This window comes from Brevundimonas sp. C43 (genome assembly GCF_030732185.1).
GTDB lineage: Bacteria > Pseudomonadota > Alphaproteobacteria > Caulobacterales > Caulobacteraceae > Brevundimonas > Brevundimonas diminuta_C.
Map to the genome: position 1 here is coordinate 1,341,242 of NZ_CP132231.1, position 24,561 is coordinate 1,365,802.

Sequence of the window (24,561 nt, forward strand, 5' to 3'; positions counted from 1 at the left end):
CGCGGCGTTGACTTTCACCAATCCTAGAACCGCCCCGGCCTGGCCGATGGTTCGAAGAGCGGACCAGGGACGCGGCCTTCCCAAGGGATTGGCGCGCCCGGTTCAGGACCGACGACTTAATGGGCCTTTCCGCCTGCGTTCCCCAACGGCTTGATCAAGCCTTCTTCGCCGTTCTCGGCGAGGGGATGTCGCGCGCGCCGGCCCTCACCTTCATTCGGCGAGCCGCCATGACCCTGTCCGGAGATCCGGGACGGTCGGCCTGCGCGCGCCAGAGAGAGACTTTCCATGTCAAAAACAATGCTGATCGATGCGGCGCATCCCGAGGAGACCCGGGTCGCCATCGTGGACGGGCGCAAGATTGAGGAATTCGATTTCGAATCCCGTGCGAAGCGCCAGCTTCGCGGCAACATCTACCTCGCCAAGGTCACCCGCGTAGAGCCCAGCCTGCAGGCCGCCTTCATCGAATACGGCGGCAACCGCCACGGCTTCCTCGCCTTCAACGAAATCCACCCCGACTACTACCAGATCCCCGTCGCCGATCGTGAAGCCATCATGGCCGAGGCGCACGACGACGAGGACGAGGATGATCTCGACCGCGAATCGACCGGCGACGATGTCGATCCCGAATCGGCGCTGGCTGACGAAGAGCGCCTGAAGCGCCGCCTGATGCGTCGCTACAAGATCCAGGACGTGATCAAGCGCCGCCAGATCCTGCTGGTCCAAGTCGTCAAGGACGAGCGCGGCGCCAAGGGCGCGGCCCTGACCACCTGGCTCTCGCTGGCCGGCCGCTACTGCGTGCTGATGCCCAACACCGGCAAGGGCGGCGGCATTTCGCGCAAGATCACCAACACTTCGGACCGTCGTCGCCTGAAGAGCGCCGTCTCGGCCCTGGAAGTGCCCAAGGGCATGGGCCTGATCATCCGCACGGCGGGCGCCAAGCGCACCAAGGCCGAGATCAAGCGCGACTATCAATATCTGCTGCGTCTGTGGGAGACGATCCGCGAGACCACCCTCGCCTCTCACGCCCCCTCGGTGATCTACGAGGAAGAGAACCTGGTCCGCCGCGCCGTGCGTGACATGTTCGACAAGGACTTCGACGGCATCCAGGTCGAGGGCGTCGAAGGCTTCAAGGAAGCGCGCGACTTCATGCGCGTGCTGATGCCGGCCCAGGCCAAGAAGGTTCACCTGTATCGCGGCTCGCGCCCCCTGTTCGCGGCCAACGGCATCGAGGAATTGCTGACGCAGATCCATCAGCCGGTCGTGCCGCTGAAGTCCGGCGGCTATCTGGTCATCAACCAGACCGAAGCCCTGGTGGCCATCGACGTCAACTCGGGCCGCGCCACCAAGGAACGCAACGTCGAACAGACGGCGTTCAAGACCAATATGGAAGCGGCCGAGGAAGCCGCCCGCCAGCTGCGCCTGCGCGACCTCGCCGGCCTCGTCGTCATCGACTTCATCGACATGGATGAGGGCAAGAACAACCGCGCCGTCGAGCGCGTGCTGAAGGAGGCCCTGTCCTCCGACCGCGCCCGCATCCAGATGGGCCGCATCTCGCCCTTCGGCCTGATGGAGATCAGCCGTCAGCGTCGCCGCCTAGGCGTGATCGAGGGCGCGACCGAAGCCTGCCCGCATTGCCAGGGCACGGGCCGCATCCGCTCGGCCGAATCCGCCGCCCTGATGACCCTGCGCGCGGTCGACATCGAGGCCGGCAAGAACGGCGCGGGCGTCGTGGTGCTGAAGGTCTGCACCGCCGTCGGCCTGTACATCCTGAACCACAAGCGCGCCTATCTGCAGTCGCTGCTGGAACGTCGCGGCCTGAACGTCATCGTCCAGATCGACGACAGCCTGGGCCAGGGCGAGCACAATATCGAGCGCACCGAGACGAACGAGGACTTCGTCGCGCCCGAGATCGAGATGCCCAACCTCGACGACGACTTCGACGCCTCGCTGTACGAAGACGAGGATGAGGACGACGACGAGGAGATCATCGCCGACGACGATGACGACACGGTCGAATCCCTGGATCGCGAAGACAGCGACGACGACGAACCGCGCGAACGCTCCGAGCGTCACGAAGGCGGTCGCGATCGGGGTCGCGGGCGCAACCGTCGCCGTCGCGGCGGTCGTCGCGACGAGGAAACCTCCGACGTCGAGGCCGTCGATACGGTCAGCGCCGACGACGCCTCAGACGATGAGGAAGACGAAAACGTCCGCCGCCGTCGCCGTGGCCGCCGTGGCGGTCGCCGCGTCCGCGAGGATGGCGAGCGCGACGTCTACACCTGGGTTCGCGGGCGCACGCCGTCGCTGGACGACCCCTATGTCTGGTTCGACCCGCTGAACCCCGGTCGCTCGGAAGGACGCCCGGAACGCGGCGAGCGCCCTGAGCGGTCTGAACGCCCCGCTTTCGCTCAGTCCGAGGGCGAAGGCCTGGATGTCGTCGCCAATAGCGGGGCTGGCGAAGGCTCCGGCGAGGAAGGTGGCCGTTCGCGCCGTCGCCGTCGTCGCGGTCGCGGTCGTGGCGACGGTCCCGTCAGCCACGAGATCAAGGTCGAGAACCGCGCCACCAACGAAGGCATGCCGCCCGACGGCTCGCCCGAGACGCCGATGGCCGTCATGGTCGAGCCGACCGAGGCCGTCGAAATGGCTGCCCCTGCCATCGCGCCTGAGCCTCAGCGTCGTCGCGTGCGCCGCAAGTCGGCTAGCGCCAACGTCGAGATCGCGACCGAACCGCATCCCGACACCGCCATCGAGCCGAACGAGGCCACGGTCCAAGGCGCGCCGGTCGAACTGGACGTGACCCCGCACGAGGCGCTGGCCGCCGAACCGGCCGAAGTCGCCTCGGTCGCCGCCCCGACCGCGGTTCCGGTGAGCGAGGCCGTGCTCGCCGAGCCTTTCGTCGCCCCCACGCCGGAGATCGACGTTCAGGCCATCATCGCCGAAGACCCGAACCAGATCGTCGCACCGCCCGAAAAGCCCAAGCGCGGGTGGTGGCGCCGCTGATCGGTCACGATTAGACTGTCTGGATACAGGCGGGGGCCGGTTGTTGTTGGAGTAGAGCCATGAGATGGCTTCCCCGATCTGCATCCCGCGTTCTGGCGGCGGCGGCGACGGCCTTGATGGCTGTTTCCGTCGCCGGCCAGGCCTCCGCGCAAAGCCTGATCCGCGACACCGAGGTCGAGGGCATCGTGCGCGAATGGGCCGACCCGGTCTTCGTGGCCATGGGGCTGAACCCGAACGACATCGAAGTTCTGCTGGTCAACGACAACGACCTGAACGCCTTTGCGACACGCGGGCGGATCATGGGCGTCAACACCGGCCTGATCCTGCGCACCAAGACACCCGGCGAACTGCTGGGCGTGATGGCGCACGAGGCGGGCCACATCAAGAACCGCCACACACTGCGCGACGGGGCCGAGAACGCCGGCAAACAGCCGATGTTCATGACCATGGCGCTGGGCGCCCTGGCCATCGCCGCCGGCGCGCCGGACGCAGGCGTGGCCCTGCTCGGCTCCAGCCAGTATTTCGGCGCTCTGGGCGCGCTGCATTACATGCAGAGCCAGGAAGGCGAGGCCGACATCTCGGGGGCGCGGGCGCTGGAGGCCGCCGGCGAATCGGGCGCCGGACTGGTGTCCTTCTTCGAGAACTTCCGCTCGCAGGAGGTCTTCTCCGACGCCCGCCGCTATCCCTATTTCCGCAGCCACCCCCTGTCGTCGAACCGAATCGAGAGCCTGCGCCGCTACGTGCAGGAACAGCCGCACTACGACCATCGCGACAGCCCCGAACGTATGGCGCAGCACGCGCTGATCCTGGCCAAGATTCACGCCTTCATGGATGCGCCGAACGCCACCCTGCGCGACTATCCGTCGACGGATGCGTCCCTGCCCGGCCGCTATGCGCGGGCCATCGCCTGGTATCGCGACGGCCAGACCGACAAGGCGCTGACGGCGGTGGACGCGCTGATCGCCGGCGACGTGAACAACCCCTACTTCCAGGAACTGAAGGGTCAGATCCTGTTCGAGGAAGGCCGTCCGGCCGAGGCCGTCGCCGCCCACCGCGAGGCGGTCCGCCTGAAGCCCGACGCCCCCCTGCTGCGCGTCAACCTGGCCCACGCCCTGATCGAGACCAATGACAAGGCCAAGTTGGATGAGGCCATCGACCAGCTGAAACACGCCGTCGTCGCCGAGAAGGACAACACCATGGCCTGGCGCCTTCTGGCCCAGGCCTATGCCTCCCAGGGCAAGGAGGGCGAGGCGCGACTGGCCTCGGCGGAATACTATTTCGCCGGTGGGGACGAGCAACAGGCCACCCAGTTCGCCCTGCGCGCCCGCTCCATGCTGAATCCCGGCTCGATCGAATGGCGCCGCGCCGTCGATATCGTCCTGGCCTCGGGCGCCACGCCCGACGATCTCAACGACCTGGACCGCCGCGACGCCGCGCGCCGGCCCGCCACCCTCAACTGATCCCTTACCGCCGACTGCGAGCCTGAATGACCGACGACGCCCCCACGCCTGCGCCCGAACCCAAGACCGCCAAGCCGGGATGGCTCAGCGGCGGCCGCGCCGGCTATCTGGCCCTGGGCCTGTCAGTCATCGCGCTGGGCTTTTCAGCGGCGCCCTATCTGACCGGCGGATCGAACGTGCGCGCCTATCTGCTGGAGCATCCCGAGGTCTTGCAGGAGGCGCAGATGGCGCTCCAGACCAAGGACGCAGAGGCCGCCGTCGAGGAGACGAACCAGGCCGCCGCCTCCAACGCCGGCCTCCTGGCGCCCGACGCCCGCGATCCGGCCTTCGGTCCGGCGAACGCCAAGGTCACGGTGATCGAATTCTTCGACTTCCGCTGCCCCGGCTGCAAGGCCGTGGCCCACGACTATCGCGCCCTGATGGCCGCCCATCCGGAAGTCCGCTTCGTCTTCAAGGACTGGCCCATCCTGGACCGCGGCGACGACATCACCTCGCAATACGCCGCCCGCGCCGCCTTGGCCGCGCACCAGCAGGGCAAGTATCTGGAGGTATATGACGCGCTGATGACCGAGCGGGCGCTGTCGATCGAAGCGATCGACGCCATCCTGGCCGCGCATGGCGTGGACATGGCCCGCGCCAAGGCCGCCATCGCCGCGCCCGAAACCACCCGCCACATCGCCGACATCCACACCACGGCAGCCGCCCTGCGTCTGCGCGGCACGCCGACCTTCTTCGTCAACGGCAAGGCCAGCCCCGGCATCGACCCGGCCGAAATCGGCAAACTGATCGAAGCGGCGAAGAAATAGGCATCCCTCTCCCATTGGGAGAGGGCCTGAGCGCACGGCGGCGATAGCCGTCGTTCTGGCGCGAAAGGGTGAGGGTCGGGTGTGCGAACTGGCCCACCGGCCGACCCTCATCCGGCCCTCCGGGCCACCTTCTCCCAACGGGAGAAGGAAAGATATTAAGCCTCACCCAGCGTCATCTGTCCGCCGATCCATTCGACGCCGGCATGGCGCAGGGCGTCATTGGCCGCCGTCTCGTCGCCCAGCGCCTGTTCGGCGCGGTAGAGGACGTAGTAGCTGTAGGGATCGTTCGGCCAATCCTTCAGCAGTTCGCCGATCTTGACCTTGGCCCCCGCCGCATCGCCGGACGCCAGCAGGGCGGCGGCCAGGCTGCGGCGCGTCGGATACCAGATCATGGGCGGATCGCCGCCCTCGGGCGCCATGGCCTGGATCGCCGCCGCCCGGCCATAGGCGGCGATGGCGGCGGGATAGTCCTGATCAATCATGGCCGCACGGCCTTCCAGCACCTTCTGGAACAGTTCGGCGAAACCGGTCTGACGATCCGCCATCGGGCCCTTGAACGCCTGGTCCGCCAGCAGGGCGGCGATGGCCTGGGCCTCGATCCGAACCGCCGCCGCATCGCCGCGCCGCGCCGCCACCTCACCCCGCGCATAGCGCCAGCCGACCCGCATCAGCGGACGGCCTACGTCCGGCTCGGCCAGGGCTGCGACCTGGGCGTCCGATCCGAACCGGCCGTAAAGCGCATAGGCGTCGGCCGCCATCACCTGGCGATAGACGACATACCCGTCCTCTCCGGCCTCGGGCGGTCCCGCCAGCTGCGGATAGGTCGCCATATACCAGTCGGCCAGTTCCAGCCCCCGCTCGGCCCCGCCCGCCATCAGGGCGCCGCCCATGCCGAAATGGATGTTGTGGGCATGCAGCCGCATGCCGCGAATGCCGCCCGGCGGTCCGACCAGCTGGTCGTAACTCTTGTCCAGCGCCACGGCGTTGACGTTGGACATCATCGCGTCCTTGTAGCGCCCGACCCGATAGAAGGTGTGCGACGGCATGTGCACCAGATGGCTGGCGCCCGGCGCTAGCAGGGCCAGCCGCTCGCCATAGGCCAGCGCCCTGTGTGGATCGTCCGACCATTCGGTCAGGTGGATGTACAGGTGAATGGCGCCCGGATCATTCGGCTTGACCGTCAGGGCGTGCTCCAGGATCGCCATGGCGCGGGTGACTGCCGGATCGGTCGCCTTGCCGTCCTTGTCCCACCATTCGCCCTCGGGCTGGAGCATCCAGGCGTCGGCGGTGATCGAGGCGACCGATACGTCGTCGGCATGACGCTTTGCGATCCGGTCCATGGCGCGGGCGTAACGCAGGGCGCGGGTCTTCTCCTTGCCGGAATAGCGCTGGATCAGGGCGTCGATCATCTGGCGCTGCATCGGCGTGGCGTCGCGGGCCAGACGCCGCGCGTCACGCGCGACGCGCAGGCCGGTAGCGATTGATTCGGGATCGCCCCCGCCGCCATTCAGGTTCGGCCCGATCGCCCAGGCCTCGCCCCAGGCGCACATGCCGCACGACGGGTCCAGCTGTCTCGCCTTCCTGAAGGCCCGCACCGATTCCGAATGCTCGAACGCCCAGCGCAGTCGGACCCCGTGGTCGAACCAGGCCTGGGCCTCGGGGTTCTTCGTATCGACCGCGAAACCCTCGTCGCCGAAGCCTGGCGCCATGACCATGTCGCGTGTCGGCTGGACATCGCCCACGGCCTCGACCCGGCCGCAGACCTGCGGATTGGTGATCAGGGCCAGGGTCGCCGCCGTCGCCGTGGCGTCGGCGACCGCCACGGGTGCAATCAGACAGGCGACCGAAACCGTCGCGACCCACAGACTCTTGCGCATCTTCGCCTCCCCCTCTGGCGACCAGTGTGCGCCCAAATCGTCGGCTCGCCAATCACCCGGTCAGGGCATGGTGACGGACAAGGTGTCTTGCGCCCGCCCGTCGCCGGCCGGCGCCGTGATCCCGAGCATCCGCGCCAGGAAGGGCTGCACGTCGACACTGTCCAGATCGATCAGACGACGCCCGGCGACCACGCCCGGCCCATGGGCGATGAAGATCGCCGCCATCTCCGGCGCCTGGTTATCATAACCGTGGGCGCCGCCCGCGCGCGTCACCGGCCGATCCCGCGTCGCCGTCAGCCAGCCGGTTTCGACCAGACAGACGAACTGCGCCACGCGCGGGTTGGATCCATAGACCAGCCGCGCCGGCACGTCGGCCTTGTTCCAGCATTCCATATGGGGATGGCGCCCGACCAGCTTGGCCTGTACCTCGGCCTCGCGACCCGGCGCCGGATCGGCGGTCAGGACCGCCCCGCCATAGCCGATCATCAGCGCCGCCGGATCGATGATGTCGTCGATCCACACGACCCGGTCCGGCGAAGTCGCGGCCATGCCGTGATCCGACACCACGACCAGCATCGTGCGATCATAAAACCCCCTCGCCTTCAGCCCCTCGATCAACCGTCCCATCGAGGCATCGACCGACGCGGCGGCGGCGCGCGTCTCGGGCGCATCGGGGCCGTTGCGATGACCGGCGGTGTCGACGATGTCGAAGTACAGCGTCTCCAGCTTCGGTCGCTGATCCAACGGCAGGTCCAGCCACGACAGCAGACGATCCACGCGCGCATCGCCCGGCATTCCCTGGTCGAACGGCGCCCACTGGCTGGGCCGCACGCCGTGGATCTCGACCTCCGATCCCGGCCAGAACATGGTGCCGGTGCGCACGCCCGCCTTTTCGGCCGTGACCCAGATCGGCTCGCCCTGATCCCAGAAGCCGCTTTCCTTGCTGGCCATGGTGAAGGCGCCCAGTTGCGCGTCGGTGAACCGGTTGCCGACAACGCCGTGGTGGTCCGGGTGCAGGCCCGTCACCAGCGTATAGTGGTTGGGGAAGGTCACGCTGGGGAACGACGGCCGCATCGGTCCGAACGCGCCGCCGGCGATCAGTCCATCCAGCACAGGCGTCTTCCCCTTGCCCAGATAATCCGGCGAGAAGCCGTCGATCGACACCAGGATGACCAGATCGGGACGGGTCGTCTGCTTGGCCTGCTCGAGAACCGGCGATGTAAGGCTGGGTTGCGGGCCTCCGGCGCAGGACGCAACGGCGAAGGCGGCGGCAACGGCCAGGCTGGCGGCGACGAAACGAGACATGGGCTTACTCCAAGGCGGTACTGAACCATTGCCTAAACTTAATGGACGACAGCCACGCGACGGCTTGTGCGACCGGCGTTCACTCGCCAAGCTTGGCGGATGGAAACCGTCATCGACATTCGCGGCCTGACCAAGACCTACGGGACGGTAAAGGCCTTGGACGGCCTGACCCTGTCGATCCCGCGCGGCGGGGTCTACGGCATTCTGGGTCCCAACGGGGCGGGCAAATCGACGCTGTTTCGCACCCTGCTGGGTTTGATTCGGCCGACCGAGGGCGAGGCTGTGGTGATGGGCGGTCGGATCGGCGATCCGGCCTCGATGCGGCGCATGGGCTCGATGATCGAGACGCCGCGCTTTCCGCCCTTTATGACCGCCCGTCAGGTGCTGGAATGGCTGGCTCGCGCCCATGGCGGCGTGTCGTCGGCCGAGATCGACAATTGGCTGCAACGCGTCGGCCTGACCGAGGCCGCCAATCGCCGCGTGAAGGGCTTTTCGGTCGGCATGCTGCAACGCCTGGGCGTCGCCGCCGCCCTGATGACCAAGCCGGACCTGGTCATCCTGGATGAACCGACCAGCGGCATGGATCCGCCCGGCATCCAGGAGATGCGCGCCCTGATCCGCAGCCTGGCCGACCATGACGGCGTGACCGTCATCCTGGCCAGCCACCAGCTTCAGGAGGTCCAGCGCGTCTGCGACCGCGTCGCCATCTTCAACAAGGGCAAGGTGATCACCGAGGGCCGGGTCTCCGACCTGACCGCCTCGGGCGAGCGGCTGCGCCTGTCGGTCACGCCTCTGGCCAAGGCCATGTCCGTGCTGGGCGACCGCGCGACGCTTGAGGGCGACGCGGTCGTGGCCGCCGTGCCCCGTAGCGACGCTGCCGCCGCCATCAAGGCCCTGGTCGAGGGCGGCGTCGATATCGAAGAGGCCCGCTGGATCGGCGCGGACCTGGAAGACGTTTTCATGAGCGAAACCGGCTGGACCGGCGTGCAGGAGCAACACCGTGCTGGCTGACGCGATCCGTTCCGAAACCTACCGCTTGTCCAAGAACCGCACCGCCCTGTTCTGGAGCGTGCTGTTCATCCCGATCATGGGCGTAATCCTCGCCACCCTGGGCTTCGTCGTCGCTAAGGCCAATGAGGCCAAGCTGGCGGGCAAGCTTCCGCCGGACATGATGAAAGGCGGCCCGCTCGATCTGGGGATGGCCCTGGTCAAGAGCGCGGGCGACTTCGCCAATCCGGCCATCCTGATGTTCGTCCTGATCGGCGCGGCGACGATATACGCCGGCGACTACCGCTGGGAAACTTGGCGGCTGATCAGCGCGCGCAACACCCGGCCGAACCTGCTGACCGGCAAGGTCGCGGTGGTGGGTCTGGTGATCGTGCTGGCGACCATCGCCGCCCTGATCTCCGACGTGATCGCCAGTGTGATCCAGGCGGCGGTGTTCGGCCGCCCCCTCACCTTCTCGATGAACGGCGAAGCGGCGGCGGACTTCGGCCTTCTGACCCTGACCTCCTGGGCGCGCATCCTGCAGTTCACCATGCTCGGCCTTCTGGCCGCCGTGGTGACGCGCTCGTTGCTGGCGGCCCTGTTTGCGCCGCTGGTGATCGGCGTGGCCCAGTTCTTCCTGCCCCAATTGCTGCTGCCGATGGGCGTAACGCCGGACGGCTGGCTTCTGCCCCTGCTGTCGCCCGGCATGGCCACCGACCTGCTGAAGGCCGCCATCGAAGGCGGCATGGGGGCGACCGAACTGCCCGATCACGCCGTGCTCAAAGGCGTCCTCAGCCTGGCCCTGTGGATCGGCGTTCCCTTCGCCGCCGCCGTCGCCTGGTTCAACCGCCAGGACCTGTCGAAGGAATAGGCGGCGACGGACTACGCGCGCCTTCCGCAACCAGCCAGTCGCGGAAGGCGTTCACCGCCGCATCCTTGCGACCTTCCGGCCGCAGAAAGACGAATCGAGACGGTCGCTCCGACGAAACCGAACGGCGCGGCCAACCTGCCGGCCATGACATCGGGCGCCACGAAGGCCCAGGGCGCGATGGCGACGCCCAATCCAGCGATCGCCGCCTCCACCAGCGAATGATTGTGCGCGAACTCTCGCTCCATCGTCGCCGCCGGCAGGGTCTCCCCGGCCAGATCAGCCCAGACAGACCACGCCCGACGGAAGGTCGCCGAATGCAGCCGCGGCGCGCCGGCTAAGGCGTCTATCGTTGGCAGTTGGGCCATCATGGATGGCGATCCGACAGGCCCCTGATGTTGGCCCAGGAAGGGCGTCGCGTCGGTTCGCGCATGAACCTGATCCGGCTCCACGATGCGGATGGCGCCGTCGAAACGGTCGCGCCGATAATCGACTGGCGCGTAGGATTCCGACAGCTTCACACGCACCTCAGGATGCTTTTCCAGAAAGGACGGCAAGCGCGGGATCAGCCATTTCAGAGCGAAGGTCCCCAGACAGGAAATCTCTATCTCCCGAACCGCGCTCTGCCGCGCGCCCTCGACCGCATCGCCGATCGCGCTGAACGCTGGCGTCAGGCCTTCGGCCAGTTTTGCGCCAGTCTCGGTCAACGTCAGCGCATGGCGCGGCCCGACGACCAACGCCACGCCCAGCGAGGCCTGCAAGGCCGCGATCTGGCGGCTGACCGCCCCGTGGGTGACACATAACTCGGCCGCTGCACGCGTCATGCTGCCGTGCCGAGCGAACGCTTCGAAGGTTCGCAGTGCATTCAGCGGCGGCGGCGCGCGACCCGACATGTGACCTTCCCTCACAGACCGTCACCCGCTTAATCGATTTCGCGGTCATCGCCTTTCGGCTTCAAGCTTGGCGATGCCGCTTCCGAACCCACCGCCCAAGCCGCCCCGCCGCTCGCCTCAGGATCAGATCGCCTACGGCCTGTGCATTCTGCTCATATGGAGCATGGCGATCGCTGCGTTCTGGGACGGCTAAAGCCGTTTCTCCATGAAGACGTCCGCGCGCACATAGGGCGTGGGACGTGGCGGCAGGTGAACGAAGCCGGCGCTTTCATACAGGGCGATCGCGGGCTTCAGGGCGCTGTTCGTTTCCAGATAGAGACGGTCAGAGCCCGCTTGCCGCGCCGCCGCTTCACAGGCCTCCAGCAGGCGTCGCGCCAGCCCCTGGCCGCGCGCGGCGGGCATGACGGTCATCTTGCAGACCTCCACCCCGTCATCGGTCGGGACCATGGCGCAGCAGCCCACGGCCTCCCCATCCTTCTGCGCGATGAAGATGCGCCCGCCCTTGTCCAGGAACACGCCCTGCGGATCATCGATCGCCAGCCGATCCTTCGCTTCGATGGCGAAGCCGCCCTCGATCAGCCAGGCAGTGTTCAACTGCGCCCAGGCGGCGGCGTGATCGGGACGGAAATCGACGATGGCGACGGTCATTCAACCGTCATGACTGGTTTGCACGCAAAGCAAAAGGGCGGTCGGATCGCTCCGACCGCCCTTCCGGCGTTTGGTCAAACGACCAAATCTTAGTCTTCGTCGTTGCCTTCGAAGGCCAGGACCGGACCGGAGTCCTTGCCCTTGGCTTCGACGTCGCGGTCGACGAACTCGATGACGGCCATCGGGGCGTTGTCGCCGTGGCGGAAGCCGGCCTTCATGATGCGGATATAGCCGCCGTTACGCTCGCTGTAGCGCGGGCCCAGCGTTTCGAACAGCTTGCCGACTTGCGGCACGTCGCGAACCTGACTGATGGCCTGACGACGCGCGTGCAGGTCGCCCTTCTTGGCGAGGGTGACCAACTTCTCGACGAAGGGACGCAGTTCCTTCGCCTTGGGCAGGGTCGTGGTGATCTGCTCGTGCTTGATCAGCGAGGCGGCCATGTTGGCGAACATGGCGGTGCGGTGGCTGGTCGTGCGACCGAGTTTACGATGGGCGGCGCCGTGGCGCATCTGGGTCTCTCCTACTCCGGAACCGGTATCCCGACAGGGACCTGGAACCGTAATCTTCTAACCGCCCCGACATTCTCCCGAAGGAAACGGGCGGAGGGTTGAACTTAGATCTGGTCGTCGAACTTCTTGGCCAGATCTTCGATGTTTTCGGGCGGCCAGTTCGGCACGTCCATGCCGAGGCTGAGGCCCATCGTCGTGAGAACTTCCTTGATCTCGTTCAACGACTTGCGGCCGAAGTTCGGGGTGCGAAGCATTTCGCCCTCGGTCTTCTGGATCAGGTCGCCGATGTAGACGATGTTGTCGTTCTTCAGGCAGTTGGCCGAACGAACCGACAGTTCCAGCTCGTCCACCTTCTTCAGCAGCGCCGGGTTGAAGGGCAGGTCGGGCTTGCCGTCCGACTGCTCGACAGCCTTCTTGGGCTCTTCGAAGGTGATAAAGATCTGGAGCTGATCCTGCAGGATGCGCGCGGCGTAGGCCACGGCGTCAACCGGCGTCACCGCGCCATTGGTTTCGACTTCCAGCAGCAGCTTGTCGTAGTCCAGCGACTGACCCTGACGAGTCGGCTCGACGCGGTAAGCCACCTTCTTGACCGGCGAATACAGGGCGTCGACGGCGATCAGGCCGATCGGCGCATCCTCCGGACGGTTCAGCTCGGCGGCGACATAGCCCTTCCCGTTCTGGACGGTCAGTTCCATGCGGACCGACGCGCCGTCGTCCAGCGTGCAGATGACGTGGTCGGGGTTCAGAACCTCGATGTCCGCCGGCACGTCGATCTGACCGGCCGTCACCGGGCCAGGGCCCGTGGCGCGCAGGGTCATGCGCTTGGGGCCTTCGGCGTGCATGCGCAGCGCCAGTTGCTTGATGTTCAGGACGATGTCGACCACGTCTTCGCGCACGCCTTCCAGCGACGAGAACTCATGGACGACGCCGTCGATCTGGATGGCCGTGACGGCCGCGCCTTGCAGCGAAGACAGCAGAACGCGACGAAGCGCGTTGCCGAGCGTCACACCGAAGCCACGCTCGAGGGGTTCGGCGACCAGGCGCGCCTTGCGCTGGGCATCGGAACCGGTCTCGATCTGAGGCTTCTCGGGACGGATCAGTTCTTGCCAGTTTCTTTCGATCATTTTGTCCCTCGAACGGGTTTCGCCTGCTCCGGCCTTGTCGACGAGGCCATGATGGAGCGGACGGAGATGGGGGTGCTACAGGCGGTGTCGCTTAGACGCGACGACGCTTGGGCGGACGGCAACCGTTGTGCGGCATCGGGGTGACGTCGCGGATGGTCGTGATCGTCAGACCGACCGACTGCAGCGCGCGCAGGGCCGATTCACGGCCGGAGCCCGGACCCGAGACGTTCACTTCCAGCGTCTTCACGCCGTGTTCCTGGGCCTTCTTGCCGGCGTCTTCCGCAGCCATCTGAGCGGCGTAAGGGGTCGACTTACGCGAACCCTTGAAGCCCATGTGACCCGCCGAAGACCACGAGATCGCGTTGCCCTGGGCATCGGTGATCGTGATCATGGTGTTGTTGAACGAAGCATTCACGTGGGCGACGCCCGAGGTGATGTTCTTGCGCTCGCGCTTCTTTACGCGACCCGGTTCCTTGGCCATGTGTCTGCCTTACTTCTTCTTGCCGGCGATCGGCTTGGCGGGACCCTTGCGGGTACGGGCGTTGGTGTGGGTGCGCTGGCCGCGGACCGGCAGGCCCTTGCGGTGACGCAGGCCGCGGTAGCAGGCCAGATCCATCAGACGCTTGATGTTCATCGACGTCTCGCGGCGCAGGTCGCCCTCGACGGTGTGATCCTTGTCGATCGTTTCGCGGATCGACAGGACTTCGGCGTCCGTCAGCTGGTTCACCCGGCGGGCGGGCTCGATGCCCACCTTCTCGGTGATGTCCTTGGCGGCGGCCGGGCCGATGCCATGGATATACTGAAGCGCGATCTCTACGCGCTTGTTGGTCGGGATGTTGACGCCAGCAATACGGGCCACGAAATTCTCCAGATACGCGTTAGTCAGACGCAACAAACGCTCCGGTTAACAAACCAGGAGCGTGGCGCCCTTCGCGGGAAGGCGCCCTTATACAGATGATTCACCGGGCGTCAACCAGAGGGCTTATCGGCGTCCTTTGGCGGCGCGGGGAAAGCCAAGGCGATCGTCATTGCTTGTCGATCCAAGGCGCGCCCGCTGCTCGTGGCAGGCTTGATCCGGAACTCGCGCGCCCGCGCTAACGCCTCACGTCGATAGCCGGATGGACGGGGGTGCTCCCCCACGACGCGGCACCGCTCTAATCTCTCCGTCAGCCTTAACTGGCAGCGTAGCACCACATGAGCCCCGGTCGAGTCGTAAAGCGATGCTCGCGATATAGCCTCCGATATCGCAGCGTTGGCGGGCCCTTGGATCAAGATTGGAGCGGTGCGGCCTCCGCCGCCGTCACCTTCACCTTCACCTGCGCCTCTGCCATTATCGCTTCCGCCCTGACCCAGCCCCGGCTGCTCGCTTTCAATATCGGCCAAACCGATCACATGCGGTTGCTCGTCGGCTTGGATACGAGGCTGTTCCAGCTCTTGCTCAAATTTGCGCGGGATTGGCGGCTTGTGCGTGCGAGACGGCGCCGCCGCAGCGCCGCCCGTCTTGGCAACTTCTGGCTGGCTGCCGAGATCGACACGCGGCGACAGAACGACGTCAAAGATGGGAGGCGCGATCGGGATGCTGACTTCAGTCCTCGTCAGCGCCAACAACCACAAAGCGGCAATGTGCACTGCCGTCACCAGGACGATCGCCATCCACCGGCTGCGCCGAGCTTGGAACACAGACGGCGTGACGAACATGACCTTCCCTCCAGGTCACCAACATGAAATCCACAGTTGCGGCCGTCAACCTCTGTTCGGCGGGCGGCCGAAATCGACGCCGACGGTGACCCGCTGGCCCTCGACCGGTCGACCGTCTTCGGTCGGCGGCTGGAAGCGGAAATAGCCGGACACCTGCAAGCCGGCCGCGCCGAAGCCCAGACCGGGGGGCGTCTCTTGAACGACGCGGCAACCGTCCAGCCGGCTGTCCAAACGAATGACGCAGGACAGTTCGACACGACCGTAACGGCTGCGGGCGCCGGGCGGGTGGTTGGCGCGAATCTGGCCGATGGTGGGCCCGGTGACCAGACGCGGTCCGGTCGAGCCGCTACCGGGGCCGGATCCAGAGCCGACGCCGGATCCGCTGCCTGTCCCCTGCCCGCCCTGGCCAAAGCCGGGTTGCGGCGACGGCGCCGGCGCGACCCCGACGACGGGGGCGGGTTCCGGCGCCTTGACGGGCGGCGCCGGAACTTCGCGCGGGCGTTCCTTGGGCGGAGGCGGCGGCGTGTGAATGACGGATGGCGCAGCGGGCGCGCCGCCGCCGGTCTCGGGCGCCGGGGGTTCGTTGGAAATGGGCGGTGGCGGATCGTAGAGCACAACCTCGAACGGCGGCGGCTCCACCACTGGCGTCCGCGCAGGACCCCTCACCTGTCCCAGCAACAGGAACAGGCCGATCTCGGCGACCGCAACGGCGACGAATATGCCCGCCATGCGCCAGCGACGCAGGCGGATCTTCTGGGGCTTGGGATCATCCAACTCAGTCATCAGGCGATCAACGCCCGAAAACGCAAATCAGGCCAAGGCCTCGTCGATCGCCTTGGCGACGGATTCGATCGAGCCCATGCCGTCGGCCTCGGTCAACTTGCCCTGGGCTTCGTAGTAGGGAAGCAGAGGCGCGGTGTTGCGGTTGTAGGCCACGAGCCGGACCTTAAACGATTCCGGATTGTCGTCCGGACGGCCCTGTTCGGCGAAGCGCTTGGCGATCCGTTCGGTCAGGGCGGCGTCGTCAACCTTCAGGCGGACGACGGCGTCGATCTGAACACCGCGCTTGGCCAGCATCTCGTCCAGCGCCTCGGCCTGGGCCACGGTGCGGGGGAAGCCGTCGAAGATGGCGCCGCCGGCGGCCTCGGCCTCCGTCAGGCGATCCTCGATCAGAGCGATGACGATCTCGTCGGTGACCAGATCGCCGCGCGCCAGCACATCCTTGACCTTCAGTCCCAGCTCCGAGCCCGAGGCGATCGCGGCGCGAAGCATGTCGCCGGTGGAGAGCTGGACCATGCCCTTTTCTTCCACCAGCCGCTTGGCCTGGGTGCCCTTGCCCGCCGCCGGCGGTCCAAACAGGATCAAGTTCATGCTTCAGCCCTCCCCTGGGCGTCTGACAACCTAAGACTTAGCGGCGGACGGGCGTGGGAGCGCCGCGACCGCCACGACCACGCAGCTTGGCCTTCTTGATCAGGCCTTCGTACTGGTGCGCCAGCAGTTGGGACTGGATCTGGGCCACAGTGTCCATGGTGACCGAGACGACGATCAAGATAGACGTTCCGCCAAAGTACAGGCTGTTGCCGAACTGGCTGACGATGAACTCGGGCAGCAGGCAGACTGCGGTGATGTAGGCGGCGCCGATCACGGTCAGGCGGGTCAGGACATAGTCCAGATATTCCGCCGTGCGCTTGCCCGGACGGATGCCCGGCAGGAAGCCGCCGTATTTGCGCAGGTTCTCGGCTGTGTCCTCGGGATTGAAGGTGATCGAGGTGTAGAAGAAGCAGAAGAAGACGATCAGGGCGGCATACAGCGCCATGAACAGCGGCTGGCCGTGCGTCAGCTGCGCCGTCACCAGCGGCAGCCAGCTCATCCAGCTGGGCAGGTCGGCGTTGGCCGTCATGGTCGCAACCGTCGTCGGCAGCATCAGCAGCGAAGAGGCGAAGATCGGCGGGATCACGCCGGCGGTGTTGACCTTCAGCGGCAAGAACGAACGCTCGCCGCCAGCCATGCGGTTGCCTTCCTGGCGCTTCGGATACTGGATCAGAAGACGGCGCTGGGCGCGCTCCATGAAGACGATGAAGACCACGGTGGCCACGGCCAGGATGGCGATGAACAGCAGGGCGAAGGCCGACATCTGGCCCTGCTGGGCCAGGCCCAGCAGGCGGGCGATGGTGGACGGCAAGACCGCCACGATGCCGGCGAAGATGATCAGCGAGATGCCGTTGCCGACGCCGCGCGCCGTCACCTGCTCGCCCAGCCACATCAGGAACATGGTGCCGCCGGTCAGGGTCACGACTGTCGAGATGATGAAGAAGATGCCGGGGTTGTCGACCAGGCCGGCCGTGCTGTTCAAGCCTGCCGCGATGCCGAAGGACTGCGCCAGCGCCAGGAACACCGTCAGATAACGGGTGTATTGGTTCAGCTGCTTGCGGCCGCTTTCGCCGCCTTCCTTCTTCAGCTTCTCCCAGGGCGGATACACCGTGCCCATCAGCTGCACGATGATCGAGGCCGAGATGTAGGGCATCACGTTCAGGGCGAAGATGGCCATACGCTCGACCGCGCCGCCCGAGAACATGTTGAACATGTCCAGGATGCCGCGCTGACCGTCCGGGTTCTGGAAGAACTGCAGGAAGGCCTGCGAGTTGATGCCCGGGATCGGCACATAGGTGCCGATGCGATAGACCAGAAGCGCGCCCAGCGTGAACAGCAGGCGTTTATGCAGCTCGGTCGCTTTCGCGAACGAGCCCATGTTCATATTGGCGGCGAGTTGTTCTGCGGCCGAAGCCATTATGCGTCCCCACGACTGATTGAGTCGTCAGATAGGCGGAAAGCGGCCCTCATGCGAGGGCCGCTTCCGTTCTTTCGTCGTCGCAGATGTAATCAGGTCACGACCTAATCGCCGCGACGACGCGTGACTTAGGCTTTGGCGGCGGTACGCTTGGTGCGGGCCGAGATCTTGTTCTCGTCGCCGCGCGGCGCCTTGGCGGCCGGAGCCTTGCCCTTGGCGGCGTTGCGCTTCTCGACGCGCGCGGCGGCCTTGGCTTCGGCTTCGATGCGTTGCTCGACGACCGAGCCGCCAGCGGCTTCGATGGCCTTCTTGGCGCCGGCGGTGGCCGACCAGACGACCAGGTTCAGCGCTTGCTTCAGTTCGCCGGTGCCCAGCAGACGCACGCCATCCTTGACGCGACGGATCACGCCGGCGGCCACCAAGGCGTCGCCCTTCAGTTCCGATTTGGCGTCCAGCTTGCCGGCGTCGACGGCGTCTTGCAGGCGCCACAGGTTCACTTCAGCCAGCTTCAGAGCATTGGCGTTGTTGAAGCCGCGCTTGGGCATGCGCATGTACAGCGGCATCTGGCCGCCTTCGAAGCCGCCGATGGCGACGCCCGAACGGGACTTCTGACCCTTGACGCCACGGCCAGCGGTCTTGCCCTTGCCCGAACCGGGGCCACGGCCGACGCGCATGCGCTTCTTGTGGGCGCCTTCGTTGTCGCGGATTTCGTTCAGTTTCATGTGCCTGATCCTTTCGGGTGCTAGCGCCCGGACATCGTCCGGACTCGGCTTGGAAAAAATGAAGGGCCGCTGATAGGCGACCCTCTGGGTATTCGCAAGAGCAGAAACGCCCTCCCCCGGGTTCGGGAGAGGGCGAAACGGCTTACTTTTCGACGATCTCGGTCAGGTGGGCGACCTTGGCGATCATCCCGCGAACCGAAGGCGTGTCTTCCAGAGTGGATTCACGACCCAGGCGGTTCAGACCCAGGCCCACAAGAGTGGCGCGCTGGTCGTTCTTGCGGCGGATCGGCGAACCGGTCTGCTTGACGGTGACGGTTTTCTTCTCAGCCATGACTTAGGACTCCACGGCTTCGGGCGCCGAGGCGCCGTCGTTGCGACGGCCCATCAGATCCGCAACCTTCTTGCCGCGCTTGGACGCGACTTGACGGGGCGAGGACTGGACCTTCAGCGCTTCGAACGTCGCACGGATCATGTTGTAGGGGTTCGACGAACCGGTCGACTTGCCCACGACGTCCTGGACGCCGAGGGTTTCGAGCACGGCGCGCATCGGACCGCCCGCGATGACGCCGGTCCCGGGAGGGGCGGCGCGCATCATGATCTTGCCGGCGCCCCAACGGCCGTTGCCGTCGTGGTGCAGGGTGCGGTTCTCGCGCAGCGGAACGCGGATCATCGTCTTCTTGGCTTCTTCAGTCGCCTTGCGGATGGCTTCCGGCACTTCGCGCGCCTTGCCGTGACCGAAGCCGACGCGACCCTTGCCGTCGCCGACGACCATCAGGGCTGCGAAGCTGAAGCGACGGCCGCCTTTGACGGTGGCGGCGACGCGGTTGATGTGAACCAGCTTCTCGACGATGTCGGAATCCGGACCATCAGCAGCGGGACCGTTGCGGTTGTCACGACGGTTGCGATCGTTGCCGCCGCCGCCGCGTTGGGGTTGTTGCGCCATCTGTCGCGTCCCTTAGAAGTTCAGGCCGGCTTCACGCGCGGCTTCCGCCAGCGCCTTCACCCGTCCATGATAGATGTACTCGCCACGGTCGAAGACGACGTCCTTGACGCCCTTCTCGATGGCGCGTTCGGCGATCAGCTTGCCGATCGCGGCGGCCGCAGCCGTGTCCGAACCGCGCTTGCCCTTGCCGCCTTCCAGCGACGAGGCAGCCACGACGGTCACGCCCTGGGCGTCGTCGATGATCTGGGCCGAGATGTTCTTGTCCGAACGGTAGACCGACAGACGCAGACGACCGTTGGCGACAGCCTTCAGGCGGCGACGCGTGCGCTCCGAGCGACGCTTGGCTTGTTGTCGAAGAGAAAGAGCCATGACTTACTTCTTCTTGCCTTCCTTGCGACGGACCTTCTCGCCCGCGTAACGGACGCCCTTGCCCTTGTAGGGCTCCGGCGGACGCAGCTTGCGGATGACCGAGGCGATCTGACCGACGGCTTGCTTGTCAGCGCCCGAGATCTTGATCTCGGTCTGCTTCGGCACAGCGAAGCTGACGCCGGCCGGCGGAGCGATATCGACTTCGTGCGAGAAGCCGAGTTGCAGCGAAAGGGCGTCGCCCTTCATCGCGGCGCGGTAACCCACGCCGACCAGCTCCAGCGACTTTTCAAAGCCCGTGGTGACGCCGACGACCATGTTGTCGACCAGGGTGCGCGACAGACCCCACATCGCGCGAGCGCGAGGCGTGTCCGAACGCGGCGTCAGCGACAGTTCGTCGCCTTCCTGCTTGACTTCGATCTCGTCGGCGACGGTCCAGGCGCTCTCGCCCTTGGGTCCCTTGACGGTGACGTTCTGGCCGTCGAGCGTGACAGTCACGCCCTTCGGCACGGCGATGGTTTTCTTGCCAATACGGGACATATCAGTAGACCCTGCAGAGGACTTCGCCGCCGACGTTAGCGTCGCGGGCGGAAGCGTCAGACATGACGCCCTTCGAAGTCGAGAGGATCGAGATGCCGAGGCCGTTCTTGACGGGCTTCAGATCGCCGATCGCCGAATAGACGCGGCGGCCCGGCTTGGACACGCGCGCGATCTCGGCGATGACGGGCTGACCGTCGAAGTACTTCAGCTCGATCTCGAACTGCGGAAACTCACCCGGGTTCTGAACCAGGTTGTAGCCGCGGATGTAGCCTTCGTCCTGCAGCACGTCGAGGACGCGCTGCCGCAGACGGGAAGCCGGGGTCAGCACCTTGGAACGCTTGCGGGTCGCCGCGTTCTTGATGCGAGCGATCATGTCGCTCAGGGGATCGTTGATCATCATGTCTGTTCGCTCCCCTTACCAGCTGGACTTCGTCAGGCCGGGAATCTGGCCCAGGTTGCCCAGTTCACGCAGCGCAATCCGGCTCATCTTGAGCTTGCGGTAGAACGCCCGCGGACGACCCGTCACTTCGCAGCGGTTGCGAATGCGGCTCGGCGCGGAGTTGCGCGGCAGGGCGGCCAGTTGCAGGCGCGCCTCGAAGCGCTCCTCCAGCGGCAGGTTTTCGTCGTTGGCGGTCGCCTTCAGGGCGGCCCGCTTCGCGGCATACTTCGCAACCAGGGCCTTGACGGCTTCGTTGCGGTTTACGGCGCTTTTCTTAGCCATTGTGCTCTTCCCTTCCCGCTCAGTTCTTCACGAACGGGAACTTGAACTCGGTGAGGAGAGCCTTGGCTTCCTCATCGGTCTTGGCCGTGGTGCAGACGACAATGTCCATGCCCCACATCTGATCGATCTGGTCGTAGTTGATCTCCGGGAACACGATGTGCTCCTTCAGACCCGTGGCGTAGTTGCCGCGACCATCGAAGGACGTGCCCTTCAGACCACGGAAATCCTTCACGCGCGGCAGCGCGATCGTGATGAATCGGTCCAGGAACTCGTACATCTGGTCGCCGCGCAGGGTGACCTTGCCGCCGATGACCATGCCTTCGCGCAGCTTGAAGCCGGCGATGGAGTTACGGGCCTTGGTGGCGACGGCCTTCTGACCGGCGATGGCGGTCAGATCCTTGAGGGCGGTGTTCGCCTTCTTGGAGTCCGCGACGGCTTCGCCGATGCCCATGTTCAGGACGATCTTGTCCAGCTTGGGCACCTGCATTTCGTTCGTATAGCCGAACTTTTCCTTCATCACCTGGCGGATGCGAGCGTGATACTCGTCCTTGAGGCGCGGGGTGTACTTCTCGGTAGCCATCAGATGACGTCTCCCGTCGTCTTGGCGATGCGGACCTTCTTGTCCCCATCGATCTTGAAGCCGACGCGGGTCGCCTTGCCGTTGGCGTCGGCGATCGCGACGTTCGACAGGTGAAGCGAGGCTTCCTTGTTCTTGATGCCGCCCTGCGGGTCAGCCTGGCTCGGGCGCGTGTGGCGCTGAACCATGTTGACGCCTTCGACGAGGACGCGGTTTTCGGTGGGCAGGACCTTCAGCACGTTTCCCGTGCGGCCCTTGTCCTTGCCGGTGAGGACGACGACGCGGTCGCCCTTCTTGATCTTGGCGGCCATGTTACAGGACCTCCGGAGCCAGCGAGATGATCTTCATGTGGTTCTTGGCGCGCAGTTCGCGAGGAACCGGGCCGAAGATCCGCGTGCCGACAGGCTCGTTCTGCTTGTTGACGATGACGGCGGCCGACTTGTCAAAGCGGATGACCGAGCCGTCCTTGCGTTGGATGTCCTTGGCGGTGCGCACGACGATGGCGCGAACGACGTCGCCCTTCTTCACACGGCCGCGCGGAATGGCTTCCTTCACGGAGGCGACGATTGTGTCGCCGATCGAGGCGTAGCGGCGCTTGGAGCCGCCCAACACCTTGATGCACATGACCCGGCGGGCGCCCGAATTATCGGCCACTTCCAGGTTAGTTTGCATCTGGATCATAAGATCAGATCCTTCTGATTACGAGGCGGAGGCGTTGGAAAGAACTTCCCAGCGCTTCAGTTTGGACTTGGGGGCGCACTCGACGATGCGAGCGATGTCGCCGACCTTGAGCGCGTTGGCTTCGTCGTGCGCGTGGTACTTCTTGGACGACCGGACGGTCTTCTTCAGAAGCGGGTGAAGCAAGGTGCGCTCCACCTTCACAACGACAGTCTTCTCGCCCTTGTCGGACACGACCACGCCTTCAAGAATTCGCTTGGGCATATTCGTTTCCTTACGAGGCCGCACGCTTCTCGCGCAGAAGCGTCGAGATGCGAGCGATGTCTTTGCGGACTTCACCAACGCGGTGAGTCTTTTCCATTTGGCCGGTAGCCGCCTGGAAGCGCAGGTTGAACTGTTCCTTCTTGAGCTTCAGCAGCTCGTCGGACAGTTGGTCGGTCGTTTGCGACCGCAGATCGGCGATCTTGGTCATTAGGCGGCAGCCTCCACATGCGCGACGCCGGCGTCGATACGGGTCACGACCTTGGTGCGGACCGGCAGCTTGGCGGCGCCGAGACGGAGTGCTTCGCGGGCGACATCGTCCGGCACGCCGTCGATTTCAAACAGGATGCGGCCAGGGTGGCAACGCGCGGCCCAGTGGTCCACGGCGCCCTTGCCCTTACCCATCCGGACTTCGGCTGGCTTGCCCGTGACAGGCAGGTCGGGGAAGACGCGGATCCAGACGCGGCCCTGACGCTTCATCTGGCGAGTGATCGCGCGGCGAGCCGCTTCGATCTGACGCGCGGTGATGCGCTCCGGCTCCAGCGTCTTCAGGCCATACGACCCGAAGTTCAGCGAGAAACCGCCCTTGGCCGAGCCATGGATCCGGCCCTTGAAGGCCTTGCGGTATTTGGTCTTCTTCGGTTGCAACATGACTTAGTTCTCACGTCCCCGGTCGCGACGCGGACCGCGGTCGCCACGGGGGCCGCCGCGTTCGCGGCCTTCGTTCGAGGACGGACCCGACGCTTCCTGGGCCCAACGCTTGTCCTGCGCCATGGGATCGTGCTCCAGCACTTCACCCTTAAAGACCCAGACCTTCACGCCGATGATGCCGTAGGTCGTCTTGGCTTCGTAGAAGCCATAGTCGATATCGGCGCGCAGCGTGTGAAGCGGCACGCGACCTTCGCGGTACCATTCCATACGAGCGATTTCCGCGCCGCCCAGACGACCCGAGACATTCATACGAATGCCCTTGGCGCCCAGACGCATGGCCGACTGCATCGAACGCTTCATGGCGCGACGGAAGGCCACGCGGCGCTCCAGCTGCTGCGCGATGTTCTCGGCGATCAGCTGCGCATCGGTTTCCGGCTTGCGGACTTCGATGATGTTCAGGTGAACTTCACCCTCGGTGCGCGCCGAGATGTCCTTGCGGAGCTTCTCGATGTCAGCGCCCTTCTTGCCGATCACGACGCCCGGACGGGCGGCGTAGATGGTGATGCGGCACTTCTTGTGCGGGCGCTCGATGATGATGCGCGACACGCCGGCGGCGGCCAGGCGTTCCCGCAGCCACTCGCGCAGCTTCAGGTCCTGGTGCAGCAGGCGGGAATAGTCGGCGCCGGCGGCGAACCAGCGGCTGTCCCACGTGCGGTTCACGCCGAGGCGCAGACCGACCGGATTGATTTTCTGTCCCATCAGGCGGCCTCGCCGGCTTCACGGACCACGATGGTGATCTCGCTGAACGGTTTCAGGATGCGCGACGAACGACCGCGAGCACGGCTCGCGAAACGCTTCATCACCAGGTTCTTGCCCACGAAGGCCTCGGCGACGACCAGATTGTCGATGTCGAGGTTGTGGTTGTTCTCGGCGTTCGAGATCGCCGAATACAGGACCTTGCGGACGTCGCCGGCGATGCGCTTACGGCTGAACTCCAGCTCGTTCAGCGCCTTCTGGACCGGCATGCCGCGGATCGAAGCGGCGACCAGGTTCAGCTTTTGCGGGCTGATGCGCACGTTGACCAGCTTGGCGCGGGCCTCGGTCGGGGCGACCCGACGCTCGTTTTTTGTCTGGGCCAT

Annotated in this window: 32 protein-coding genes; 5 read left to right on the top strand and 27 right to left on the bottom strand. The window is 65.8% G+C overall.

Annotated elements, in window-relative coordinates; genetic code table 11:
- Positions 1 to 285: 285 nt before the first annotated feature.
- Genes Q9R14_RS06765 through Q9R14_RS06775 form a run of 3 tightly spaced genes read left to right on the top strand, consistent with a single transcriptional unit; the run spans position 286 to position 5,266 of the window.
- Entirely contained in the window at positions 286 to 3,000 is a 2,715-nt protein-coding gene (locus Q9R14_RS06765; protein WP_306003919.1) for an Rne/Rng family ribonuclease, read from the top strand.
- A 59-nt stretch (positions 3,001 to 3,059) separates the two neighbouring features.
- Positions 3,060 to 4,460, top strand: a complete 1,401-nt coding sequence (locus tag Q9R14_RS06770) for a M48 family metalloprotease (protein ID WP_306003920.1) — start codon at positions 3,060 to 3,062, stop codon at positions 4,458 to 4,460.
- A 26-nt stretch (positions 4,461 to 4,486) separates the two neighbouring features.
- Positions 4,487 to 5,266 carry a thioredoxin domain-containing protein gene (locus tag Q9R14_RS06775; protein WP_306003921.1) on the top strand — a complete coding sequence of 260 codons (780 nt, stop codon included), beginning with the start codon at positions 4,487 to 4,489 and terminating at the stop codon, positions 5,264 to 5,266.
- A 155-nt stretch (positions 5,267 to 5,421) separates the two neighbouring features.
- Here the strand turns inward: Q9R14_RS06775 and Q9R14_RS06780 are convergent, their stop codons facing one another.
- Positions 5,422 to 7,143 (bottom strand): hypothetical protein, encoded by a 1,722-nt coding sequence (locus Q9R14_RS06780; RefSeq protein WP_306003922.1) that lies wholly within the window; start codon positions 7,141 to 7,143, stop codon positions 5,422 to 5,424.
- 60 nt (positions 7,144 to 7,203) lie between these two features.
- Positions 7,204 to 8,448: an ectonucleotide pyrophosphatase/phosphodiesterase gene (locus Q9R14_RS06785; protein WP_306003923.1), complete on the bottom strand. Its 1,245-nt coding sequence runs from the start codon at positions 8,446 to 8,448 to the stop codon at positions 7,204 to 7,206.
- A gap of 99 nt (positions 8,449 to 8,547) precedes the next feature.
- Between Q9R14_RS06785 and Q9R14_RS06790 the strand changes: the two genes are divergently transcribed.
- On the top strand, positions 8,548 to 9,459 hold the full coding sequence (locus tag Q9R14_RS06790; RefSeq protein ID WP_306003924.1) for an ABC transporter ATP-binding protein: 912 nt from the start codon (positions 8,548 to 8,550) through the stop codon (positions 9,457 to 9,459).
- Positions 9,449 to 10,306 (top strand): ABC transporter permease subunit, encoded by an 858-nt coding sequence (locus Q9R14_RS06795; RefSeq protein WP_306003925.1) that lies wholly within the window; start codon positions 9,449 to 9,451, stop codon positions 10,304 to 10,306. The genes Q9R14_RS06790 and Q9R14_RS06795 overlap by 11 nt, the downstream gene beginning before the upstream one ends.
- An 11-nt stretch (positions 10,307 to 10,317) precedes the next feature.
- On the opposite strand, the gene Q9R14_RS06800 is transcribed toward Q9R14_RS06795, so the two are convergent.
- The 25 genes from Q9R14_RS06800 to rplV form a co-directional block, all read right to left on the bottom strand.
- Positions 10,318 to 11,127 carry a LysR substrate-binding domain-containing protein gene (locus Q9R14_RS06800; protein WP_306003926.1) on the bottom strand — a complete coding sequence of 270 codons (810 nt, stop codon included), beginning with the start codon at positions 11,125 to 11,127 and terminating at the stop codon, positions 10,318 to 10,320.
- A gap of 258 nt (positions 11,128 to 11,385) precedes the next feature.
- The gene (locus Q9R14_RS06805) at positions 11,386 to 11,844 is read right to left on the bottom strand and encodes a GNAT family N-acetyltransferase (protein WP_306003927.1); all 459 of its coding nucleotides are present in this window, start codon (positions 11,842 to 11,844) and stop codon (positions 11,386 to 11,388) included.
- 89 nt (positions 11,845 to 11,933) lie between these two features.
- Entirely contained in the window at positions 11,934 to 12,353 is a 420-nt protein-coding gene (gene rplQ / locus Q9R14_RS06810; protein WP_017506039.1) for a 50S ribosomal protein L17, read from the bottom strand.
- A gap of 104 nt (positions 12,354 to 12,457) precedes the next feature.
- Positions 12,458 to 13,477 (bottom strand): DNA-directed RNA polymerase subunit alpha, encoded by a 1,020-nt coding sequence (locus tag Q9R14_RS06815; RefSeq protein WP_039248576.1) that lies wholly within the window; start codon positions 13,475 to 13,477, stop codon positions 12,458 to 12,460.
- Between the two features lie 91 nt (positions 13,478 to 13,568).
- Positions 13,569 to 13,958 carry a 30S ribosomal protein S11 gene (rpsK, locus tag Q9R14_RS06820; protein WP_013268944.1) on the bottom strand — a complete coding sequence of 130 codons (390 nt, stop codon included), beginning with the start codon at positions 13,956 to 13,958 and terminating at the stop codon, positions 13,569 to 13,571.
- A 9-nt stretch (positions 13,959 to 13,967) separates the two neighbouring features.
- On the bottom strand, positions 13,968 to 14,336 hold the full coding sequence (gene rpsM / locus Q9R14_RS06825) for a 30S ribosomal protein S13 (RefSeq protein WP_026108555.1): 369 nt from the start codon (positions 14,334 to 14,336) through the stop codon (positions 13,968 to 13,970).
- Between the two features lie 110 nt (positions 14,337 to 14,446).
- The gene (locus Q9R14_RS06830; RefSeq protein ID WP_306003928.1) at positions 14,447 to 15,175 is read right to left on the bottom strand and encodes a hypothetical protein; all 729 of its coding nucleotides are present in this window, start codon (positions 15,173 to 15,175) and stop codon (positions 14,447 to 14,449) included.
- Positions 15,176 to 15,220: 45 nt separating this feature from the next.
- Entirely contained in the window at positions 15,221 to 15,958 is a 738-nt protein-coding gene (locus Q9R14_RS06835; RefSeq protein ID WP_306003929.1) for an energy transducer TonB, read from the bottom strand.
- Positions 15,959 to 15,985: 27 nt separating this feature from the next.
- On the bottom strand, positions 15,986 to 16,546 hold the full coding sequence (locus Q9R14_RS06840; RefSeq protein ID WP_306003930.1) for an adenylate kinase: 561 nt from the start codon (positions 16,544 to 16,546) through the stop codon (positions 15,986 to 15,988).
- Between the two features lie 37 nt (positions 16,547 to 16,583).
- A complete protein-coding gene (secY, locus tag Q9R14_RS06845; protein WP_017506043.1) occupies positions 16,584 to 17,963 on the bottom strand; it encodes a preprotein translocase subunit SecY in 1,380 nt (459 codons plus the stop codon).
- A gap of 128 nt (positions 17,964 to 18,091) precedes the next feature.
- On the bottom strand, positions 18,092 to 18,685 hold the full coding sequence (gene rplO / locus Q9R14_RS06850) for a 50S ribosomal protein L15 (RefSeq protein WP_017506044.1): 594 nt from the start codon (positions 18,683 to 18,685) through the stop codon (positions 18,092 to 18,094).
- A 142-nt stretch (positions 18,686 to 18,827) separates the two neighbouring features.
- Positions 18,828 to 19,016 carry a 50S ribosomal protein L30 gene (rpmD, locus tag Q9R14_RS06855; protein WP_184277823.1) on the bottom strand — a complete coding sequence of 63 codons (189 nt, stop codon included), beginning with the start codon at positions 19,014 to 19,016 and terminating at the stop codon, positions 18,828 to 18,830.
- A 3-nt stretch (positions 19,017 to 19,019) separates the two neighbouring features.
- A complete protein-coding gene (gene rpsE / locus Q9R14_RS06860) occupies positions 19,020 to 19,628 on the bottom strand; it encodes a 30S ribosomal protein S5 (RefSeq protein WP_055753395.1) in 609 nt (202 codons plus the stop codon).
- A 12-nt stretch (positions 19,629 to 19,640) separates the two neighbouring features.
- Positions 19,641 to 19,997 carry a 50S ribosomal protein L18 gene (gene rplR / locus Q9R14_RS06865; protein ID WP_008259637.1) on the bottom strand — a complete coding sequence of 119 codons (357 nt, stop codon included), beginning with the start codon at positions 19,995 to 19,997 and terminating at the stop codon, positions 19,641 to 19,643.
- A 3-nt stretch (positions 19,998 to 20,000) separates the two neighbouring features.
- Positions 20,001 to 20,534, bottom strand: coding sequence for a 50S ribosomal protein L6 (rplF, locus tag Q9R14_RS06870; protein ID WP_055753394.1), 534 nt, complete (start codon positions 20,532 to 20,534; stop codon positions 20,001 to 20,003).
- Position 20,535: 1 nt separating this feature from the next.
- Entirely contained in the window at positions 20,536 to 20,934 is a 399-nt protein-coding gene (gene rpsH, locus Q9R14_RS06875; protein WP_008262310.1) for a 30S ribosomal protein S8, read from the bottom strand.
- Between the two features lie 15 nt (positions 20,935 to 20,949).
- Entirely contained in the window at positions 20,950 to 21,255 is a 306-nt protein-coding gene (gene rpsN, locus Q9R14_RS06880; protein ID WP_017506048.1) for a 30S ribosomal protein S14, read from the bottom strand.
- Positions 21,256 to 21,274: 19 nt separating this feature from the next.
- Positions 21,275 to 21,835: a 50S ribosomal protein L5 gene (rplE, locus tag Q9R14_RS06885; RefSeq protein WP_017506049.1), complete on the bottom strand. Its 561-nt coding sequence runs from the start codon at positions 21,833 to 21,835 to the stop codon at positions 21,275 to 21,277.
- Positions 21,835 to 22,143, bottom strand: coding sequence for a 50S ribosomal protein L24 (gene rplX, locus Q9R14_RS06890; protein ID WP_039248554.1), 309 nt, complete (start codon positions 22,141 to 22,143; stop codon positions 21,835 to 21,837). The genes rplE and rplX overlap by 1 nt, the downstream gene beginning before the upstream one ends.
- Before the next feature lies 1 nt (position 22,144).
- On the bottom strand, positions 22,145 to 22,513 hold the full coding sequence (gene rplN / locus Q9R14_RS06895; RefSeq protein WP_003164378.1) for a 50S ribosomal protein L14: 369 nt from the start codon (positions 22,511 to 22,513) through the stop codon (positions 22,145 to 22,147).
- Between the two features lie 18 nt (positions 22,514 to 22,531).
- Positions 22,532 to 22,774 carry a 30S ribosomal protein S17 gene (rpsQ, locus tag Q9R14_RS06900; protein ID WP_017506051.1) on the bottom strand — a complete coding sequence of 81 codons (243 nt, stop codon included), beginning with the start codon at positions 22,772 to 22,774 and terminating at the stop codon, positions 22,532 to 22,534.
- A 10-nt stretch (positions 22,775 to 22,784) separates the two neighbouring features.
- Entirely contained in the window at positions 22,785 to 22,982 is a 198-nt protein-coding gene (rpmC, locus tag Q9R14_RS06905) for a 50S ribosomal protein L29 (protein ID WP_008263673.1), read from the bottom strand.
- Positions 22,982 to 23,422 (bottom strand): 50S ribosomal protein L16, encoded by a 441-nt coding sequence (gene rplP, locus Q9R14_RS06910; RefSeq protein WP_017506052.1) that lies wholly within the window; start codon positions 23,420 to 23,422, stop codon positions 22,982 to 22,984. Before rplP ends, rpmC begins: the two co-directional genes overlap by 1 nt.
- A 3-nt stretch (positions 23,423 to 23,425) precedes the next feature.
- On the bottom strand, positions 23,426 to 24,181 hold the full coding sequence (gene rpsC, locus Q9R14_RS06915) for a 30S ribosomal protein S3 (RefSeq protein ID WP_017506053.1): 756 nt from the start codon (positions 24,179 to 24,181) through the stop codon (positions 23,426 to 23,428).
- Positions 24,181 to 24,561, bottom strand: a complete 381-nt coding sequence (gene rplV / locus Q9R14_RS06920) for a 50S ribosomal protein L22 (RefSeq protein WP_017506054.1) — start codon at positions 24,559 to 24,561, stop codon at positions 24,181 to 24,183. The genes rpsC and rplV overlap by 1 nt, the downstream gene beginning before the upstream one ends.